Here is an 18,427-nt window from a genome sequence, read left to right on the forward strand (position 1 = left end):
AGCCCTCACTTGCTAAGGTGAGGCGGCAACACACGTTGCCGCCGCCCTTTTTATACCAATTTGCTTAATTAAGTGTTCTATTTTGAGGCGAGAAAACAGGGTCGATAACCAGGCAAAAATTTGCGAACTCATACCTTAGGTAAAGGTTCTAAATGAGAAATTTTTAACGCCGTTAGCGTCATATTTGCTCCTTCAAATTGAACAGGTATTAAGTGAAATTGGTATTAATCCGGCATACAGATTTCGTTACGAGCAGAGTAGCAGTCCCGGCCAGTAGGACAACCCAGAAAAACGGCAGTATCGCACCCAAACGAGTTACAAGCTGGATAGCCAGAGGCTCCGCCAGCAATATTCGGTGTCTGAGCCAATCCAAGCTGCTGGTTATTACTCAGTTGTTTTATACATTTTTTGTTCAGTGATATTTTCATGTCCATTTCCTTTTATGTAGTTTGCTCAATTAACGTACTGCCATATTGAATAAAAATCAACCAACCAATATCTTGACACAATACTTACGGTAAACTTTGTCCTTCTTAGTTTTCTCTACCATGATAAAATGAACGTTAATTGCTTTTGACTAAGGACTTCATCATCTATGAAACTCAGGATGCTCGCTTTCTTGTCTTTTCTGGCGTCCGCGCCGCTACAGGCCAGTGAACCGCAGGACCAGGATGACCTGGAGATAATAAAACAATGTGTACTGAACGAAATCATTGCCGGTGATCAACAACAAACCGTTGCCGAGCTCAAAATTTACTGCCAGCAACTACAAAAAACGAGCCTCAGTAAATTGGATCGCCGCATGGCGCGCGAGATGGTCACAGAGAATAACCGCAATGTGCTGACACCGCACAATCGCAACTATATCTTGCCGGTTACCTATGTCAAAAACCCAAATTCCAGGCCCTTTGATGGTCTGAAAGCCATTCAGGAAGAAGAAGGTGAGCCACTCGATCATATGGAGGTCAAATACCAGATCTCGATGAAAGTGCCCCTGTATCGACACTTTAAGGACAAAGACCAGGCAGTGTATGTCGGCGTCACACTGCAATCTTACTGGCAGCTTTATAACAAAGACATTTCCTCCCCGTTTCGTGAAACCAATTACGAGCCTGAAATCTTCTGGGTCAACTTCCTGGATGATGAAAACGTTCTGTGGGGCGACGAAATGGCCATTATTCTGGGTGCCTCGCATCAGTCAAATGGCCGCAGTCAGCCGAATTCACGTTCCTGGAATCGCATCTATGCCAATTTTATCTGGGAATATGAAGGCTTTGTGTTTAGTTTTAAGCCCTGGTATCGCCTGCCAGAAGATGATAAACCAGAGCCTCTGGTTGCCAAAGGCGATGACAACCCGGACATTCACAAGTACATGGGTTACTTTGAGCTCAGTGGTGCCTATCGCTACGGCGACCATGAATTTGGTTTTATGACCCGTAACAACTTCAACAGTGATAACCATGGTGCCATACAACTTGACTGGTCATTCCCACTGCTGGGCTCCTCTCGGGTGCGCGGATATGTGCAGTATTTTAACGGCTATGGCGAGAGTTTGATTGACTACAATGCCCATATTCAGCGTCTGGGCCTGGGTATTGCGGTCACTGATCTACTTTAAGGTCACTGTCACGGCCTGCGACAGCAGGCCGTACAAGCATTTATTTGATAACGACAAACAAGCCTTCAAATTTCGCCACCAGCACATCACCATCATAGACATTTACCGGCACCCGGTATTTCGCTTTGCCCTCATCGTTGAGTGCACTCAGCTCGCCATTGCACTCGGCCAGCGTGACCGTTGCACTGGGCGCGGTGGTCAGCGGTTTAAGATACTGAATATTGGCGTCGGCAAGGACAATATTCCCTTCCAGGGCCTGCTCTTTGAGTGCCAGATAGGTAGCACCCCACCCGGTTAATGTCGCCATACTGTAGACCGAACCTGCAAACATCGAATTGTGCAAATTCAGGTTAGCTTTCAGGTCTGCGCGAGTTGAAAACTGCCAGTCGGTGTAACTTTCTACCTTAATCCCCATCGCATCACTGATAGGGATCGACTCGCGCCAGGTATCCTGTAACACCTGAGTCCACTGCGGGTGACGGAACCAGCCAGGCTCAGATGGACGTTGCTTAACCATTTTCCAGTGCTGCACATCGCCATAAGACAGATGGGCTTTTTCAATCATCTGGTAACCGTGGCGTTCATAGAATGCCAGTGCTCGTTCTCTGGCAAACAACACCAGCTCTTCGGCTTGTTGCGTCCAGGCTATTTTTTCCAGCTCATGCAACAGCCGACTGCCTAGGTGATGGCCACGATGTGCCTCATCAACCGCCATATAACGGACTTGTGCCTGCTGTTGATTATTGAAATGCAGACGTGCCACACCAAGCACCTGACCTTCGTTATTTTTGATATAACGATGTTCGGCCTCCTGCTCAAGATCATCCTGTTCGCTGCCTCTGGGCTGCTCCCAGGGGGCCCGTAAAACCTGCCATCGTAGTTGATAATACGCTTGCCAATCTTCACTGCTCTGTGGCGCTGTTACTTGAAACATGGTGACTCCTGTGCTTTTCCTGTCGCCGAGGCGATACGCCCGGCCTGTGCAATCTGCTCCCGCTTTTTAACGGGGAACTTTTGTCTAATTTATGGACCTTACCTTACAAGAAAAGTGTGCAACAGGGAATGATCGGCCAGATTTGGCCAATTTGTCATGTAAATTCAACGCAACGCGGTGGCAGAACTGTGAGGCCAAGCTATGCTGATGTAACTATGCAAGATTTTATTACCGAACCCGGCACTATCAGTAACGAGTTTGTACACCAGAGCCATCAACTCGGGCATCTGTTGTATTGGCATAAACATGGCAAAATCAGCATACAGGTACGCCAGGAAAAAACCTTACGCTGGTTACTGATTAACGACACGCTGCAATCCGTGATTGAGCTCAATCATCCGGAGAGACTGCTTTTTCCACATTTACAGGTGTTAGCCGCGCTGTGGAAAAAGTGCCCCGCTCCTGGAAAAGTACTGGAACTGGGCCTCGGCGCAGGAGCTATCCGGGATTATCTGCATATCAGCTATCCGGACTGTCAGATCACCTCTATCGATAACAACCCTGATATTATTCACTGTTATAAACGTTATTTTGGTGGCGATCCTATCTCAAATGTTAGTTGTAGCGATGCGTATCAGGCGCTCGAGAATAATGGCCATTATGACTGGATCATCCTGGATTTGTTCAGTCAGCTCGATGCCCCCCGATTTTTGTACGAACACAAGTTTTACACACAAATTCGTGCCACCCTCAATGAAGGCGGCCGTTTATATATTAATTTTCTTGCAGAACATGATTCGCAACTAAAACAGCTGGAGCACCTGCTTATTACCAACTTTGGCAAAAAACCCTTCGTACACAAGGTGCCCGATTACGCCAATCACATTATTTCTTTAACCCGTTAGCCCTACTCGTCAGACCGACAAATTAAACGTGACTGGACCGTCATTGCACAGGCGCACCTGCATATCGGCAGCAAACCGCCCTGTGGCCACCCGTAACCCCGATTCTTTCGCCTTTGCTACAAAATACTCGTACAGTGCTTCGGCTTGTGCCGGTGTGGCAGCAGAAGAAAAGCTCGGGCGCATGCCTTTTTTGGTATCCGCCGCTAAAGTGAACTGAGACACCACCAGCAGCTCACCTCCGATGTCTCTCAGGCTCAAATTCATTTTTCCCTGATCATCGGTGAAAATACGATAGTTACTAATCTTGTGTAACAAGTTGTCTGCACTTTTTTGGTCGTCAGCCTTCTCCACCCCGAGCAATACCAGGATCCCCTGACCAATTTGACCAACGCACTCTCCCTCAACGACCACATTGGCCTGACTGACCCTCTGAATTAATCCCTGCACGCTTACCTCTAAAAATCATCACGTCATTAATATCCACTATGCCGCTAATGTGCCAGCTTACATAACAGCAGATCGGCGGCACGCCGTATGGCTTCAGAATATACTGCATTTGTGGCACAGTGCCCAACTTCTTCGAGGATCAGCAAACGCGCATTAAGCTGCTCTGCCAGAGCCTGAGCCATGGCAAAACGACAGACATAGTCGTGGCGGCTATGGATCATCCACACAGGCAAACTTGCTATTTTATCGGCCTGATGGAATATCTGTTGTTCCTCAATAAAACAGCGGGTATGAAAGTAATGCACCATAATCCGGGCTTGCTGGACCACAGCCTGTTCATGATCCAGCTGATAACGTTGCGCCTGGCTGCCAACGCTAAGCTGACGATCCCAGTCATGCCACTGCTGCGCAGCGCGGCGCACCGCCACTTCATCATCGCAATGCAATAGCTGGGTATAACGGGACAATACCGCTTTGTAATCCCCAAGTCCCTGACTGAAAACCTGATAACGCTCTGGATAGAACTGTGCCCCGGCACCGCTGATCCCATAGAGCCACTGCAAATCACTTTGGCACCCCAGAAAGGTCGCCCATAGCACTAATCCCTGCACTCGCTGCGGATAGCGCTGCGCAAACAAGAGGGCTAACGTGGCGCCCCAGGATCCCCCCGCCAGTACGCACTGACTGATATCTAAGTACGACAGCAGACTGTCTATATCCTGGAGCAGGTGTTCGGTGGTGTTGTGCGTAAGTTGCTGGGGGGAAGACTGGCCACAACCGCGCTGACTAAACAAAATAATACGATAGCGCTGTGGATTAAAATAACTGGCAGACTGACGACATAAGCCGCTGCCCGGGCCACCATGACAAATAATCACAGGCAACCCGGTCTCCAGACCAAACTCTTCTACCTGTATTTGGTGTCCATGAGACACCGCCATATGAAAACTGCGTCGTGGCGATTCCAGCCGATACAATTGAGTCATTGCACACCTCTTTATTGTGGTGTGTCTTGTTCCTCGCACTCCTTTTCGGACAAACAGGCAGTAAATTCAGCACCCAGCAGCACCACCATCCAGGAAAGATAAACCCAGACGAACAGAATTGGCACTGTGGCCAGCGCACCATAGATCACCTCATATGAGGGAAAATGGCTGATATACAGAGCAAAGCCTTTTTTGGTCAGTTCAAATAGCAAAGCCGCAAAAAATGCCCCTGGTATCGCTGCCTGATAAGACACGCGTGTATTTGGTACTAAAGTATAGAGCATAAAAAAGCCTGCCATGGAAATAACATAGGGCAAAAGCTTCAGCAAAAAGCCACTAAAGCCCGGGATCCCCTGATCGGCAAACGAGACCAGTGACACAATGTAAGATGTTACGCCAATGCTGGCCCCCAATAACACGGGACCCAAGGTCAGGACCATCCAGTAAATGGCAAAGGAAATCATCATTGGTCGTGACTTTTCGACTCGCCAGATGCGATTTAATGCGGCATCCACATTGCGGATCAATAACAGGGCAACCGCCGTCAAAAAGCCAATCCCCACAGCGGTCATCTCATTTGCATTGCCAGTAAAAGCACTGATATGGGATTTAATGGTGTCTGTTGAGGTAGGCACAAAGTTATTAAAAATAAAGTTTTCAATGGCATCTCTGGCATCCTGAAAACCAGGAAATGCACTGAAAATCGCCACCCCAACTGCCACCAGCGGGATGAGTGACAGCAAGGTCACATACGCCAGATAACCGGCGTTGATCGTCAATTGATCTTCCTGACAGCGTCTAAAAAAACGCTGCCACCAGTCAGGCTGACGTCTGACCATTGCACGACCTTGCAGGTTCAGACGCTGCAGCCGCAAGCGCCATAATTCATTCATCATTACACAGGTTTACAGAGTGAGTTTTGCACATCTTACCAATCCCAGTCATAATTCATAGGGTCAGATTTAAGTATAAGCCGTTATGTATCAACTGCATTAGGAAAGCCGATGAACAATTCTGTAATAAAAACGAGCCTCATAATCTTAAGCCTGAGCCTGCTCAGCGCCTGTCAAAGCGCGTACTACGCAGCCTGGGAAAAAGTGGGGGTGCATAAGCGTGAGATCTTAGTGGACCGTGTAGAAAATACTAAAGAAGCACAACAGGCCACACAACAAGAGTTTCAGTCTGCCCTGGAACGCCTGACCACCTTGATCAACTTTGATGGTGGCGAATTACAAAGTGTGTATCAACAACTCAATGATGATTATCTCTCCAGTGAAGCCGCTGCGCAGGACGTACGTACAAACATAGACAAAGTAGAAGATGTTGCAGAAGCCTTATTCTCTGAATGGCAGGATGAACTGGCTCAATACTCGAGTGCCAGCCTGAAACGCCAGAGCGAGCAAAAGCTCCGTCAGACGCAACGTCAATTTGACAAGCTGCTACGTTCGATGCGCGCCAGCGAAGCCAAAATGCAACCCGTTCTGGATTCACTCAAAGATAACGTGTTGTACTTAAAGCACAACCTTAACGCACAAGCGATTGCCGCCATCAAAGGCGAATTCAGTGGTTTGAAGCGGGATATTCAGTCTCTGATCAGCGATATGAATCGCTCGATTGAAGACTCAAATGCCTTTATTGCCAGTATGAATAATACCAATCAGCCATAAACGAGACGCCATGTTCAGCAACGGTTAGCGCTGTCAGTTAACCGTTGCTCCCGAGCTACTCGGCATAGATCACCTGCAAATCACAGTTAAAGATAGGGATGGCAGCATAACTGCGATGGCCCATTACCTGGTAAGTGGCAGCGGGTTTCTCTCCGAATCTCGTCTGCACTGTGTGTGAAATAACTTGATAGGCTTGCTGCATGGTCCCCTGACCGCTATCCCAAATCAGAGTTAGATACGGTTCGTTGTAGAGCCACTTCCCTTGCGTCATTGTGCCCGTAAGCAACCAGTCTCCAGTTGTCTTTAGCTCAATCTGAAATGCATCCAACGCGCAATTGTGTGAAAACACCACTTCAGGCAGAGCCACTTGCGCCAGCTCACCGGGAAAGTACAGGCCGTAATTTCCTTCACTGAAACGATGATATTCGCCGTTAAACTCCTGCACATTGAGCCCGCTATACCCTAACGCTTGTACCACCTCAGACAGCTGCGAGATCAGCACATCATTTTGATCCGCGGGAAAACGATTCAGGCGGACAGTATCACTGTCAGTGCTGTACTGTGCAGGCACAGCAAGGTCATTCAACACATAGTTTATATTGGCCTGTTCCAGCTGGTTCACCAGCTGATGTTGTTTTGTGTCGTCCAAAGAGGAGTGAAACACATGTACCACAGGCTGACTGCTACAGGCGCTCAAAAATAGGCACCCAGCCACTGACCATACTTTCATGAAAATTCCCTGTTCTTATTATTATGGTTTGAGTAGACCACAGCCGCCCGACATCTGTCCATTGTGCCATCGCGACTTACGGCATCAGTGACTACGTGTCAGCCAGTTTTGTACCGCGGTTTTGGGATACACAATTTCTTTAAACAAGCGATGACGCTCAAATTTAAGATCGCTCTCCTGACTGGGTAAACCAGCTTGAACCTGGCTGTGATGCTCATTGAATCGTGAGATCAAAGTCAGTTTGTCTCTGCCCTGATTGAGCTGAGTGTTGAGATAGCCACGCACATCATCTGCTGTCATTAACCCCAATGCCTCTAAATTCATCAGGTCTTTTTTTAATGCAGAACGGATCCCCATGGAATGTCTCCTGTTGTCATAATTTACAAAAGTCGCAGCGAATAACTGCCAAAAGTCCCGACCAATGGCCGCCCGACTCCGTATCGGCGTGCAAGATACACACCAAATGCTGCAATTACATTAAAGACACCACGATGTTCGAAAAAGTTTCGTGGTTCACCGCAGCGTCGCGCTATACTGTCGCAAAACATCCAACGGGGTTGTGATATGAATCAAGATTATATTGAAATCGAGCTCGAAGAAGAGCCAATTGAACTTTGTAACCTATTAAAAGTATTAGACTTTGCAGAGAGTGGTGGACAGGCCAAGCAGCTTATCGCCGCAGGATATGTGGGCGTTAACGGCGAGCTTTGTACGGTTAAACGCAAGAAATTGTACGCCGGAGATACCCTCTATTTTAACGAAGAAGCCTTTATGCTGACCCTGGCTGAGGGCGCCATTCCAGCCGAGCGCAGTCAGCCAAACCCGCCGCCTGCGCACCAGCACAGTGCACAGTCAGCTACTGACAAGGGCAGGCAGCCAAGCCAGCCTGGCAAAAAGCGACGCAATAAACAAAAGAATAATGTGGACAGCGTCACAGGCAGAAAACCTATTTCGTTTGGATAATACAGGAGATCACACGGTGAGTATCTGGTATCGCCCGGTCACACTAGCACAATGCCAAGCTCTGGATGAGGGGCTCCATCAAAAAGGCACGCTGATGCAAACCTTAGGGATCAGCATCAGTGAAATTGGCGACGATTACCTCGTTGCCACTATGCCCGCAACCCCGGCACATCATAATCCACTGGGCATGGTCCATGGTGGTGCCAATGTCGCGCTAGCCGAAACGGTGGCCAGTTATGCAGCTAATTTTGCTGTCGACTTTGAACGTTTTTACTGTGTCGGACAGGAGATAAACGCCAATCATCTCAAGGCCTCACGAAACGGGACGCTGACCGCCACGGCCCGCCCCCTGCACCTTGGCCGGCGCACCTCCGTTTGGGAAGTGAAAATCGTCAATGCACGTGATGAATTATGCTGTGTGGCTCGCATGACAGCCGCAGTCGTCGAGCGGCGCTAGTCCTAACGTCAGCGAAGTTGATATAGCGCAACCCGTTTTACTCTTTACAATATCACAATGATCTCACCCCCAGTTTGTGGAGGCTGAGATCATGAAGAAACAAAAACGCCTGATTATTATTCTGCACTGTGTGATTGTATGCGGCCTGTTACTGATCTTCACAGGACACACCCTGCTGAGCGCTCAGTGGTTGACGGCACTCGGTCCCAAGGGGTATGCACTAGGAGCGGCCTGTATAGCCATAGGCCTGATCTGCTCATTACCTACTAAGATTTATCTGACGATCCTACTAATGCGCCGAGAAAAGTCAGACTAATCGGGATTGCACTGCAACCCAATTTGCCACCTGTGGCTTTGCCTCTGCGTGGGCATTTCGCTACAATTTTGCCTTCAGTTGCTCATTCAGAGACATTCATGGACCATATAGATACAGTGATCATAGGCGCAGGGGTCGTTGGCCTGGCCATCGCGGCGCGCCTCAGTCAGACCCGCTCCGTTCTGGTCATCGATCAGATGGGACAATTTGGCGAACATACCAGTAGTCGCAATAGTGAAGTGATCCATGCCGGTCTTTATTATGCTGAGCATAGTCTTAAAGCACGTCTGTGTGTCCGTGGTAAAGCCTTGCTGTACGCACATTGCGAGCGCTTTCATGTTCCGGTTAAACGGCTTGGCAAAATTTTATTCGCGCGCACGACACACGAGCTGGATAAACTCGCAGCCATCGAGGCGCAGGCAAAACGCAATGGCGTGCATGATCTGACGCCACTCAGCCAGACACAAATTGCAAATATGGCTCCTGGCCTGCACACCAGTGCGGCGTTGTTTTCACCTTCAACCGGGATTGTCGACAGCCACCAGCTGATGCTGTCTTTAGTCCATCAGCTTGAGCACGCAGGTGGCAACCTGGTCTGTCACACCCGCTTTGAATCGGCGGAAAAAACAGCGTCAGGATTTGCACTGACGCTAAACTGCGACGGTGCCCCCTTTGAGCTGAGTTGCAATACTCTGATCAACGCTGGAGGCCTGTTTGCACAAGACAATGCTCAGCGAATCACGGGACTTGACAAGGACCAGATCCCACAAAGCCATTTATGCCGTGGTCAGTATTTCTGTTATCAAGGCCCCCACCCCTTCAATCACCTGATCTACCCGATGCCTGAACAACATGGTCTGGGGATCCATGCTACTTTAGACATGGCAGGTCAACTCAGGTTTGGGCCCGATGCCCAGTTTATTGACAAGCTGGATTACCAGGTTGACGCACAGGCCAAAGCCCGTTTTGTGCAAGCAATACAAAGCTACTGGCCCGCTCTGGACCCTGAGCGGCTGCATCCCGACTACGCGGGAATAAGACCTAAGTTGTATCGGGATCAGGGGCAAGACTTTGTGATTGAAGGGCATCAACACCATAGTATTAATGGTCTTATCAACCTGTTTGGTATTGAATCACCCGGGCTGACCGCCAGTCTGGCGATCGCCGAGTATGTTGAAGCACAACTATAGGTTAAATGCCTTCGAGCTTCTTGCTGCGCTCCTGCATTAACTTTTCAACGTTTTGTGCATCCTGGATCAACTTTTTAATGTCAGCAGGACTCATGTTTGCCGGTAAATCTTTCGGGATCCGGCCGGCATCCTGCTGCTCTTTTAGCTGCTTGAGAATGTCAGTATTTTCCGCCGCCATAATGGTGATCTTGCTGGGGTCCAGTGTCATTTCTTCACTCTGCCCACGCGCATTGGGACGGTCTGAATAGTGCCAGTTGCCCTGTGCGTCCTGCCATTTATAGATTTTTGCGGGTTTGTCCTGCGCTGTCGGTGCATCTTTACTGCTGACCATATCTACAGCTTTGTCTAGTTGCTGCTTAGATTCATTCAGCACTTGCTGTGCCTGAGTCTGTGCCTTGCCGAGGATATCATCCAGGCTCAGCCAGGTGCGCCCATCTGGGCGCTTTAAAACAAACAATGACGCCACACCAATCAGCATCACCATAATTAACAGATAACTTGCGTACTTCATTGCGGCACTCCTTTTATATCGAGGCCATACTTTAACAGTATAGAGCGATATTCGGTAGAGTGGCGAAAGCGCCCAAAGAAATCTCGAAATTGCGCACAGCCACGTAACCCCTGTTCTGAATGATTGAACTGCAGTTGTAAAGCCGCGGTATCAACCACTTTATGTACTTTAAGCGCGGTAATAAATTTAGGATTACTCAACTGCAGCCAACGGATCGCAGGCAGGCTCATCAGTGCAAAACGACGGTCTTCTTTCACAGGCGACGCCAGTGCATCCAGCATCTCCCGTTCCGAGTAAAACAGCTTTTGCTGAAGCTGTCCAAGCGCCAATGCCTGCTCAACCGTCGGATAGGTATAACCAAATCGCCCGAGCATAATAAAGTCCTGATAATCCTGGGTGGGCACGGTGGCATTCTGGTGTGTGATCAACACATCCTCTACCCAGTATAATCCCTGGCTCCAGCACATTGATGTTTTACCCCGATACCAGGACTCGGACTCCATACGTACCTGGATCTGATTATGGTTGATCAGCTTTTTTGAGCGCTCTTCCGGGATATAGTCCACATCCAGCGGTTTACCCTCAGGCGCAAAGTGTGCCAGCAGCTCAGGGATCACACCAGGCCGGTTGGGGTCGCCAGTGACAAAGGGGGGAAAGGCATTATAAGGCAAAGCAACACGCAACACCGGTAACTCAGTTCCGGTCGGCGGAAGGGGTGATACAGCAGCCTGGCCAGTGATTGGCACCAGCCACAGCAACAGACCAAACAGACTGTGTATTATGTGCATCGCAGTCACCTTCTCTTTCCCCTCGTTAGTCACAGTGTAGCGTTTGCAGCCCAATAGTGACAAAAAAGCGGACCGGGCTGTGTGGCCGGGTCCGCTGTTATGATTGCGCTCCGATAAGAATCGACTAAATGCCGTCACCATCAATATGTAAACCACATTCCCGGTTTAGACCAAAGAAGCGCGTTTCTTCTTCGCTCATACCCGGCTCAAGTTTACGGGTGGTATGCACATCACCCATAGACACATAGCCTTGTTCCCATAACGGATGATAAGACAAGCCATGCTTGGTCAGGTACTGATAGACGTCACGGTTATGCCAGTCGATAATCGGATACACCTTCACCGTGCCACGACTGATCTCTAAGATCTGTTTGTCGGCACGAGTCGAAGACTGCTGACGGCGTAAACCACTGAACCAGGTCCCGGCCTGCAACTCGTTCAGTGCACGGGTCATCGGCTCTACCTTATTCAGGGTGTTATAACGCTTAATGCCCTCTTCGCCCTGCTCCCATAGTTTACCAAATTTGGCTTCCTGCCATGCCGGGCCCTGTGTCGCACGATAGACTTTCAGATTCAGGTTCAGCTGCTCTGTCAGTTCATCAATAAAGCGATAGGTCTCGGGAAACAAATAGCCGGTATCGGTCAGGACCACCGGGATATCCGGACGCTGACGGGTTACTAAATGCAGCATCACCGCTGCCTGGATCCCAAAGCTGGACGATAAAATCGGGTTATCTGGCAGGTTTTCCAGTGCCCAGATCACACGCTCTTCAACACTTTTCTCAGCCAGCATACCGTTCGCATCATTCAATAATGCCTGTTGCGAGGCTTTATCCAGCGTTAAGATTTGCTTAAAGTCACTCATTACTCATTCCCAGTATTCACCACCACACAAAAGCTGTGGTCAAAGGCGCCGGGCGCCTTCTAAATTAAGCATGGAAGTCGGTTTTAGATACCTTCACTTCGGCCACAATTTCCTTACGGATCACAAAGTCACCAAAACACTCATCCGGCTGACGCTCTTTGGCCCACTGACCTATCAACTCATCCAGTGCCGGCAGGTAAACCTCTTCACCGACATTTTCCAGATACAGTTTCGGGATCCGCGTACCGGCACGGTTACCGCCCAGATACACGTTATATTTGCCCGGGCCTTTACCTACAAAGCCAATTTCTGCCAGCATGGCACGGCCACAGCCGTTTGGACAACCAACCACACGCAAGATGATGTCGTCATCAGCAATTTCATGTTTGGCCAGGATCGCTTCGGTTTTTTCAATCAGATCTGGCAGATAACGTTCAGCTTCTGCCATGGCCAATGGACACGTTGGCAAAGACACACAGGCCATCGAGTTTTTACGCTGCTCGGTGTGCGTGTCATCGATCAGGCCATGTTCACGGGCCAGCTGCTCAATTTCAGCCTTTTGCTCAGCAGGCACACCCGCGATGATCAGGTTCTGGTTCGCCGTCATGCGGAAATCGCCCTGATGGATCTCGGCAATCTTGCGACAACCGGTTTTCAGTGGTTTGCCCGGGTAATCCAAAATCCGGCCACTTTGAATAAACACCGTCAGGTGGTGCTTACCATCAATGCCTTCAACCCAGCCAATACGGTCGCCACGATGGGTGAATTCATACGGACGGCTCGGCGCAAAGGTCACACCGGCACGTTTTTCTACTTCCGCTTTGAACGTATCGGTGCCAAAAGTATCCAGGGTATATTTGGTTTTCGCGTTTTTACGATTCGCACGATTACCCCAGTCACGCTGTACGCCAACCACATGCTCGGCTACCGCCAGCGTGTCGTCCAGGCTGATAAAACCAAAGTCATCCGCCTTACGTGGGTAGGTGTTCACATCACCATGGGTCATGGCCAGACCACCACCAACCAGGACATTGAAGCCAACCAGCTTGCCGTCTTCAGCAATGGCTACAAAATTCAGGTCATTGGCGTGGACATCCACTTCGTTGTTCGGTGGAATAGTCACTGTGGTCTTGAACTTACGCGGTAAGTAAGTGCTGCCCAACACCGGCTCTTCTTCGGTGGTTTCCTGCTTTTCACCATTTAGCCAGATCTCGGCATAGGCACGGGTTTTTGGCAGCAAATGCTCAGAAATGCGTGCCGCCCACTCGTAGGCTTCCTGGTGCAACTCAGACTCAACCGGGTTGGTGGTACACAATACGTTACGGTTTACGTCACCCGCGGTGGCGATGGAGTCAATACCCACATCGTTCAGCGTCAGGTGCATTTCTTTAATATGTGGCTTAAGTACACCGTGGAACTGGAAGGTCTGACGCGTGGTCAGACGAATGCTGCCATACTCGGTTTTTTCTTCGGCAAATTTATCAATCGCCAGCCACTGATGCGGCTTGATGATACCGCCCGGCATCCGCGCACGCAGCATCACGTTGTGCATCGGCTCCAGCTTTTGCTTGATACGCTCGGCACGAATATCGCGGTCATCCTGCTGATACATACCGTGGAAACGGATCAACTGGAAGTTATCGGCGGTAAAGCCACCCGTTAATTGATCGCCCAAATCATTGGTAATGGTGCCACGCAGCAGGTTGCTCTGAGTTTTCAAACGCTCGTTATCAGACAGTTTGGCGTTTGGGTCGAGCTTACTGTTGGGTTTGTAATCGCTATTGCTCATCTTTATTCCTAAATTCTTACACTGTGACGGTGTGTACTGACTAATCCCGCAGGATTAGTACACGTCTTTTTGATAGCGACCCGCGCTGCGTAGCTCTTTGAGATACTCTTCAGCTTCCTCGTCGCTCTTACCTGCATACTGCTTAACGATGTCTACTAATGCCTGATGAACGTCCTTGGCCATACGGCTGGCGTCTCCACACACATAAAAGTGCGCACCATTTTGCAACCATGTATACACGTCCTGACCCTTTTCGCGTAAACGGTCCTGAACGTAGATTTTTTCTGCCTGATCGCGGCTAAAGGCCAGATCAATGCGATTCAGTACGCCCGATTTCACGTACTTTTGTAATTCAACCTGATACAGGAAATCCTGAGTAAAGTGTGGGTTACCGAAGAATAACCAGTTGTCGCCCTCAGCATCGCGTGCCTCGCGCTCTTGCAAGAAGGCGCGGAATGGCGCAATACCGGTACCAGGACCAACCATGATCACGGGGGTATTGTCGTCTGCTGGCAAACGGAAATTGTCGTTATGCTCACTAAACACTTTAACTTGTGTGCCTTCCTCAACGCGATGCGCCAGGAAGCCAGAGCAACCGCCCTGATGGGTTTCACCAAAGGCCTCAAACTCCACCAGACCCACTGTCAGGTGCACTTCTTCTTCTACTTCAGCCTGGCTCGACGCAATAGAATACAAACGCGGCTGGATCTTACGACAGCTGTCAACCAGCGCCTGCGCGCTGAGTGTTCCCGGCTGTTGCTTGATGATATCGAAAATCTGACGCGCTTCGATGTACTCACGCAGCTCGGCTTTGTCACCGGCCAGTGTACTCAGCTCTGCGTTATTCGTTGCAGCCGCATACTTTTCAACAAAGCCAGGGTAAGACTGAGTTAGTTCCAGTTTTTCAATCAAAGCAGTACGCAGTGTCAGTGTCTCGTTACCCAGCGTGACTTCGCTGTCGCCTTCAAGACCAAGCAGGGCGAGCACCTCGTCCACACGTTGTTCGTCATTGAGGAAGAAGACACCCAGTGAATCACCCGGCAGATATTGAATGTCAGACCCTTCGAGCGAAATTTCGACGTGGCGAACATCTTTGGTTGAATTACGGCCAGTGATCTTCTGTACCACAGAGATTTCTGCGCTGAACGGGTTTTGCTTAGTGTACTGGCTGGCATGCGCACCGGCCGTTGCCAATGGCATGGCTACTACATTGGCACCACCTTCTGCCTGCTGCGCCTTAAGCGCAGGTTCAAAGGCATCTAATGCACTGTCAATCCAGGCAGTTGCCTGATCTTCATAGTCCACGTCCAGATCAGCGCGCGCAACCACAGACTCGGCACCCAGCTTTTGCAAGCGCTCTTCAAAATCAATGGCCGTCTGACAAAAGAACTCATAGCTTGAGTCACCCAGGCCCAGTACCGCGATTTTGACGCCGTCCAGTTTAGGGGCTTTTTTGCCAGCCAAAAAGGCATGTAGGGTCTCAGCATCTTCTGGAGGTTCACCCTCACCATACGTTGAGACCGCAACGGCAATAAACTGTTCTTTTTTCAGGGCTGAAGGTTTGTAATCAGCCATATTGACCAACTTGGTTTGCAAACCACGTGCTTTAGCAGCACTTTCTAGTTGCGCCGCAACCCCTTTGGCATTGCCCGTCTGAGAGCCATATAAAATAGTCAAAGGCGCTGCCTCTGAAGCAGCCGCAGGTGCCTGTCCTAAAGTCCCCGCGAGCGCGGCAGTGTTGGCATTGGCAGCCAGATAACCACTGACCCAGGCCTGCTGGATCGGATTAAGCTCCGCCACTAACCCCTGTAATTTTTGCAGTTGTTCTTGTGTCAGCGGACTGGCCGCGGCACTGAGTTGACTTAACAACATGATGATTGTTTCCCCATAACCCTTATATAGCTTGCCCCGCCGAACTGCCTGCGGCTCCACCGCACAGACATGCAATTCGGTCATTTTCTTAGCATGCAGGATACGCAACTCACTGCGCGACAAAAAGAACAGTATCTGCTTTGTTATTCCATTTGGTTATGGATATTCAAAAACTCCAAATAAAACAGATTAAAAATCATTGTACCGATTTATACAATTAAAAAGTTAACGACAATGTAACAAAACTCCTTTAAACTCCCACTCGGTTTTTTACAACCAAACAACAATATTAATTAAAAAATAGAACACGGGAATAATAAAATGATTACAAGAAAAGGGCCTTTGTGCCTGACTATGGGCCTGGCTGGCAGTGCGTTAAGCCTGCTCAGTACCATGGCATGGGGACAGGTAGACAACGGAGATTTCGAACAATGGCAGCTGGGTAAACCCAGCGACTGGACCACCATTGATTCGGGTATCTCATTGACTACCGAACAGAATCGCGTTTACAGCGGACAGACGGCTGCCGCCGTCAATGTACAGACGACGACGCAGGGCAATACAGATCTGGCACAAACCGTCACGGTTGAAGCCGGCAAAACCTACACCTTCAGTACCTGGGTCTATCATACTGAAGGTGGCGTCAGGGCTCGTCTGGTCGCTGACGGTTATCACAATTATTCGGATCCGCAACAATTAAACCAATGGCAACAACTGAGCCACGATTATACGGCGACCAGCAATGGCCAAATCACCGTGGGTCTGCGTTTTTATGACGTCAGCGGATTTGACGGCAATGAAACCGTCTATGTTGATAACTTCCAGCCCAGCGGGACCACAAGCACACCACCACCAACCGGTGGTGCCTGCCAGGCCAATGTGCTGACCTTCAACCTGACCACGGACAGGTATGGTGAGGAGACCAGCTGGGTCATAAAAAATGCGTCCAATACGACCGTCGCAAGCGGACAGAATTATGGCGCCAGTCAGAACTATAGTGAAAGCCTGTGCCTAACCGATGGCTCATACACTTTTACTATATCTGATAGCTATGGCGACGGTATTTGTTGCAGTTATGGAAACGGCTCATATAGCCTGAACGGTCCATCCGGGACGGTAGCGTCGGGTAGTCAGTTCACTTCGTCGGCTTCGCACAGCTTCACGCTGGGTACTGGTAATGGCGGTGGTGACGGTGGTGGTGATACTCCGACTGGTTACTACAGTGCTGCAGCAGGTTTATCGGGTTATGCTCTTAAAACTGCCCTGCATAACATCATTGCCAGCCATAATAATCAGGGCTACAGTGCCATCTGGTCGTTCATCGATCAGTACGAGCGCGACCGCTACTTCGAGAACAATGGTACGGTGCTGGACCGCTATTCAGAAAAGCCATCCGGAACAGATAGTAATGAATTCACGGCCATCAGCGATCAATGTGGTACCGCCCGTACCGAAGGTGACTGCTACAACCGTGAGCATTCATTTCCGAAAAGCTGGTTTGGCGGCAAGGTTGAGCCAATGAACTCAGACATTCATCATATCTTTGCATCCGATGGGTATGTGAATACTCGCCGCAGCAGCTTCCCGTTTGGTGAAGTCGGCAGCAGTACCTATGTTTCAGCTAATGGCAGTAAACTGGGCAGTGCCTCGGGCATAGGTTACAGCGGCACCGTGTTTGAGCCGATTGATCAGTTCAAGGGCGACTTTGCCCGGGCCTACTTTTATATGGCCACGCGTTATCAGGATCGTATCAGTGGCTGGCAAACTAACTCCAGCTACAGCGACGCAGTACTCAATGGCAGCAGTGATCAGGTGTTCGAGGCCTGGGTTGTTACTATGCTCAAACGCTGGCATCAGGCCGATCCGGTTGATGCACTGGAGCGTGCCCGCAACGAAGGTGCCTATCAGTTCCAGGGCAATCGCAACCCGTTTGTGGATCACCCTGAGTTTGTAGAGCAGATCTGGTAACTTCTGCCAATGCATATCCATTAATACAGGTTCAGCGCACAAGGCCGTGGCTGAACCATACCAAAAAGGCAGACATCAGTTTGCCTTCACAGGTTTGCCTTTTTATCCATCGACTTTCAATCCACCACCACGCAAAATCATCCTGACCGTAGTCTGCCGGAAAATCTAAAACCGCACACCCTGAACAAACTGTTTCTGCTTATATTTCATTGTTCACGAAATAAAGTTATATCAATTTGCTTAATTCAGTAAATGGCCATATCTGTCCTCTTCTGACAAGATATCAGTGTGGGCGGTACAACCAGAACTAAGCCAACAAAAAAGCGAGCATACCCAAGGTATACTCGCTGAAGAATAAAAAAACCGGTCTAGTCCGTTAGACCGTAACCTACTCAACGGGTTGTGAGCTAATAAGCTAAGA

At 49.5% G+C, this 18,427-nt stretch carries 20 protein-coding genes; 8 read left to right on the forward strand and 12 right to left on the reverse strand.

The window, feature by feature from the left end:
* Nucleotides 1-224: 224 nt before the first annotated feature.
* Nucleotides 225-428 carry a hypothetical protein gene (locus tag ACXAH1_RS01505; protein WP_138545198.1) on the reverse strand — a complete coding sequence of 68 codons (204 nt, stop codon included), beginning with the start codon at nucleotides 426-428 and terminating at the stop codon, nucleotides 225-227.
* A gap of 167 nt (nucleotides 429-595) precedes the next feature.
* Here ACXAH1_RS01505 and ACXAH1_RS01510 point away from each other — a divergent pair, with 167 nt between their 5' ends.
* Entirely contained in the window at nucleotides 596-1,618 is a 1,023-nt protein-coding gene (locus ACXAH1_RS01510) for a phospholipase A (RefSeq protein ID WP_475193221.1), read from the forward strand.
* A 40-nt stretch (nucleotides 1,619-1,658) separates the two neighbouring features.
* On the opposite strand, the gene ACXAH1_RS01515 is transcribed toward ACXAH1_RS01510, so the two are convergent.
* A complete protein-coding gene (locus tag ACXAH1_RS01515) occupies nucleotides 1,659-2,552 on the reverse strand; it encodes a bifunctional GNAT family N-acetyltransferase/hotdog fold thioesterase (RefSeq protein ID WP_475193224.1) in 894 nt (297 codons plus the stop codon).
* Nucleotides 2,553-2,767: 215 nt separating this feature from the next.
* On the opposite strand from ACXAH1_RS01515, the gene ACXAH1_RS01520 reads away from it, so the two are divergent.
* The gene (locus ACXAH1_RS01520; RefSeq protein ID WP_475193297.1) at nucleotides 2,768-3,457 is read left to right on the forward strand and encodes a spermidine synthase; all 690 of its coding nucleotides are present in this window, start codon (nucleotides 2,768-2,770) and stop codon (nucleotides 3,455-3,457) included.
* A gap of 9 nt (nucleotides 3,458-3,466) precedes the next feature.
* Here the strand turns inward: ACXAH1_RS01520 and dtd are convergent, their stop codons facing one another.
* From dtd to ACXAH1_RS01535, 3 genes are read right to left on the reverse strand one after another with little or no spacing between them, the layout of a single operon-like run.
* Nucleotides 3,467-3,904, reverse strand: coding sequence for a D-aminoacyl-tRNA deacylase (gene dtd / locus ACXAH1_RS01525; protein WP_475193225.1), 438 nt, complete (start codon nucleotides 3,902-3,904; stop codon nucleotides 3,467-3,469).
* Nucleotides 3,905-3,948: 44 nt separating this feature from the next.
* Nucleotides 3,949-4,890: an alpha/beta fold hydrolase gene (locus tag ACXAH1_RS01530; RefSeq protein ID WP_253050361.1), complete on the reverse strand. Its 942-nt coding sequence runs from the start codon at nucleotides 4,888-4,890 to the stop codon at nucleotides 3,949-3,951.
* An 11-nt stretch (nucleotides 4,891-4,901) separates the two neighbouring features.
* The gene (locus tag ACXAH1_RS01535) at nucleotides 4,902-5,783 is read right to left on the reverse strand and encodes a virulence factor BrkB family protein (RefSeq protein ID WP_475193299.1); all 882 of its coding nucleotides are present in this window, start codon (nucleotides 5,781-5,783) and stop codon (nucleotides 4,902-4,904) included.
* Nucleotides 5,784-5,894: 111 nt separating this feature from the next.
* Here ACXAH1_RS01535 and ACXAH1_RS01540 point away from each other — a divergent pair, with 111 nt between their 5' ends.
* The gene (locus ACXAH1_RS01540) at nucleotides 5,895-6,557 is read left to right on the forward strand and encodes a DUF2959 domain-containing protein (protein WP_138550858.1); all 663 of its coding nucleotides are present in this window, start codon (nucleotides 5,895-5,897) and stop codon (nucleotides 6,555-6,557) included.
* Nucleotides 6,558-6,612: 55 nt separating this feature from the next.
* Here the strand turns inward: ACXAH1_RS01540 and ACXAH1_RS01545 are convergent, their stop codons facing one another.
* Nucleotides 6,613-7,287: a hypothetical protein gene (locus ACXAH1_RS01545; RefSeq protein ID WP_475193227.1), complete on the reverse strand. Its 675-nt coding sequence runs from the start codon at nucleotides 7,285-7,287 to the stop codon at nucleotides 6,613-6,615.
* 84 nt (nucleotides 7,288-7,371) lie between these two features.
* Nucleotides 7,372-7,644, reverse strand: a complete 273-nt coding sequence (locus tag ACXAH1_RS01550) for a hypothetical protein (protein ID WP_054014929.1) — start codon at nucleotides 7,642-7,644, stop codon at nucleotides 7,372-7,374.
* Between the two features lie 207 nt (nucleotides 7,645-7,851).
* Here ACXAH1_RS01550 and ACXAH1_RS01555 point away from each other — a divergent pair, with 207 nt between their 5' ends.
* The 4 genes from ACXAH1_RS01555 (at nucleotide 7,852) to ACXAH1_RS01570 (ending at nucleotide 10,213) form a co-directional block, all read left to right on the forward strand.
* Complete coding sequence (locus ACXAH1_RS01555) at nucleotides 7,852-8,250, forward strand: RNA-binding S4 domain-containing protein (RefSeq protein WP_475193229.1); 399 nt, start codon at nucleotides 7,852-7,854, stop codon at nucleotides 8,248-8,250.
* Nucleotides 8,251-8,266: 16 nt separating this feature from the next.
* Nucleotides 8,267-8,707 carry a PaaI family thioesterase gene (locus tag ACXAH1_RS01560; protein ID WP_138550861.1) on the forward strand — a complete coding sequence of 147 codons (441 nt, stop codon included), beginning with the start codon at nucleotides 8,267-8,269 and terminating at the stop codon, nucleotides 8,705-8,707.
* A gap of 91 nt (nucleotides 8,708-8,798) precedes the next feature.
* Nucleotides 8,799-9,023: a hypothetical protein gene (locus tag ACXAH1_RS01565; RefSeq protein WP_253050348.1), complete on the forward strand. Its 225-nt coding sequence runs from the start codon at nucleotides 8,799-8,801 to the stop codon at nucleotides 9,021-9,023.
* A 98-nt stretch (nucleotides 9,024-9,121) separates the two neighbouring features.
* On the forward strand, nucleotides 9,122-10,213 hold the full coding sequence (locus tag ACXAH1_RS01570; protein ID WP_475193231.1) for an NAD(P)/FAD-dependent oxidoreductase: 1,092 nt from the start codon (nucleotides 9,122-9,124) through the stop codon (nucleotides 10,211-10,213).
* Nucleotide 10,214: 1 nt separating this feature from the next.
* Here the strand turns inward: ACXAH1_RS01570 and ACXAH1_RS01575 are convergent, their stop codons facing one another.
* From ACXAH1_RS01575 to ACXAH1_RS01595, 5 genes are all read right to left on the reverse strand, one after another.
* On the reverse strand, nucleotides 10,215-10,724 hold the full coding sequence (locus tag ACXAH1_RS01575) for a DUF4124 domain-containing protein (protein WP_475193234.1): 510 nt from the start codon (nucleotides 10,722-10,724) through the stop codon (nucleotides 10,215-10,217).
* The gene (locus ACXAH1_RS01580; RefSeq protein ID WP_475193236.1) at nucleotides 10,721-11,512 is read right to left on the reverse strand and encodes a hypothetical protein; all 792 of its coding nucleotides are present in this window, start codon (nucleotides 11,510-11,512) and stop codon (nucleotides 10,721-10,723) included. The genes ACXAH1_RS01575 and ACXAH1_RS01580 overlap by 4 nt, the downstream gene beginning before the upstream one ends.
* A 124-nt stretch (nucleotides 11,513-11,636) precedes the next feature.
* Nucleotides 11,637-12,377: a phosphoadenylyl-sulfate reductase gene (locus ACXAH1_RS01585; protein ID WP_253050340.1), complete on the reverse strand. Its 741-nt coding sequence runs from the start codon at nucleotides 12,375-12,377 to the stop codon at nucleotides 11,637-11,639.
* A gap of 64 nt (nucleotides 12,378-12,441) precedes the next feature.
* The gene (cysI, locus tag ACXAH1_RS01590) at nucleotides 12,442-14,166 is read right to left on the reverse strand and encodes an assimilatory sulfite reductase (NADPH) hemoprotein subunit (RefSeq protein ID WP_475193237.1); all 1,725 of its coding nucleotides are present in this window, start codon (nucleotides 14,164-14,166) and stop codon (nucleotides 12,442-12,444) included.
* Nucleotides 14,167-14,220: 54 nt separating this feature from the next.
* Nucleotides 14,221-16,038 carry an assimilatory sulfite reductase (NADPH) flavoprotein subunit gene (locus ACXAH1_RS01595; protein WP_475193240.1) on the reverse strand — a complete coding sequence of 606 codons (1,818 nt, stop codon included), beginning with the start codon at nucleotides 16,036-16,038 and terminating at the stop codon, nucleotides 14,221-14,223.
* 321 nt (nucleotides 16,039-16,359) lie between these two features.
* On the opposite strand from ACXAH1_RS01595, the gene ACXAH1_RS01600 reads away from it, so the two are divergent.
* Complete coding sequence (locus ACXAH1_RS01600; protein ID WP_475193243.1) at nucleotides 16,360-18,006, forward strand: endonuclease; 1,647 nt, start codon at nucleotides 16,360-16,362, stop codon at nucleotides 18,004-18,006.
* Nucleotides 18,007-18,427: the final 421 nt, after the last annotated feature.

Source organism: Pseudoalteromonas sp. AWH4_217 (assembly GCF_056161105.1).

Excerpts from the sequence above, each read along its gene's own strand:
- ACXAH1_RS01505 (WP_138545198.1), bottom strand. The coding sequence starts at position 428 with ATGAAAATATCACTGAACAAAAAATGTATAAAACAACTGAGTAATAAC.
- ACXAH1_RS01510 (WP_475193221.1), top strand. The coding sequence starts at position 596 with ATGAAACTCAGGATGCTCGCTTTCTTGTCTTTTCTGGCGTCCGCGCCG.
- ACXAH1_RS01515 (WP_475193224.1), bottom strand. The coding sequence starts at position 2,552 with ATGTTTCAAGTAACAGCGCCACAGAGCAGTGAAGATTGGCAAGCGTAT.
- ACXAH1_RS01520 (WP_475193297.1), top strand. The coding sequence starts at position 2,768 with ATGCAAGATTTTATTACCGAACCCGGCACTATCAGTAACGAGTTTGTA.
- ACXAH1_RS01530 (WP_253050361.1), bottom strand. The coding sequence starts at position 4,890 with ATGACTCAATTGTATCGGCTGGAATCGCCACGACGCAGTTTTCATATG.
- ACXAH1_RS01535 (WP_475193299.1), bottom strand. The coding sequence starts at position 5,783 with ATGAATGAATTATGGCGCTTGCGGCTGCAGCGTCTGAACCTGCAAGGT.
- ACXAH1_RS01540 (WP_138550858.1), top strand. The coding sequence starts at position 5,895 with ATGAACAATTCTGTAATAAAAACGAGCCTCATAATCTTAAGCCTGAGC.
- ACXAH1_RS01545 (WP_475193227.1), bottom strand. The coding sequence starts at position 7,287 with ATGAAAGTATGGTCAGTGGCTGGGTGCCTATTTTTGAGCGCCTGTAGC.
- ACXAH1_RS01550 (WP_054014929.1), bottom strand. The coding sequence starts at position 7,644 with ATGGGGATCCGTTCTGCATTAAAAAAAGACCTGATGAATTTAGAGGCA.
- ACXAH1_RS01555 (WP_475193229.1), top strand. The coding sequence starts at position 7,852 with ATGAATCAAGATTATATTGAAATCGAGCTCGAAGAAGAGCCAATTGAA.
- ACXAH1_RS01565 (WP_253050348.1), top strand. The coding sequence starts at position 8,799 with ATGAAGAAACAAAAACGCCTGATTATTATTCTGCACTGTGTGATTGTA.
- ACXAH1_RS01570 (WP_475193231.1), top strand. The coding sequence starts at position 9,122 with ATGGACCATATAGATACAGTGATCATAGGCGCAGGGGTCGTTGGCCTG.
- ACXAH1_RS01575 (WP_475193234.1), bottom strand. The coding sequence starts at position 10,724 with ATGAAGTACGCAAGTTATCTGTTAATTATGGTGATGCTGATTGGTGTG.
- ACXAH1_RS01580 (WP_475193236.1), bottom strand. The coding sequence starts at position 11,512 with ATGCACATAATACACAGTCTGTTTGGTCTGTTGCTGTGGCTGGTGCCA.
- ACXAH1_RS01585 (WP_253050340.1), bottom strand. The coding sequence starts at position 12,377 with ATGAGTGACTTTAAGCAAATCTTAACGCTGGATAAAGCCTCGCAACAG.
- cysI (WP_475193237.1), bottom strand. The coding sequence starts at position 14,166 with ATGAGCAATAGCGATTACAAACCCAACAGTAAGCTCGACCCAAACGCC.
- ACXAH1_RS01595 (WP_475193240.1), bottom strand. The coding sequence starts at position 16,038 with ATGTTGTTAAGTCAACTCAGTGCCGCGGCCAGTCCGCTGACACAAGAA.
- ACXAH1_RS01600 (WP_475193243.1), top strand. The coding sequence starts at position 16,360 with ATGATTACAAGAAAAGGGCCTTTGTGCCTGACTATGGGCCTGGCTGGC.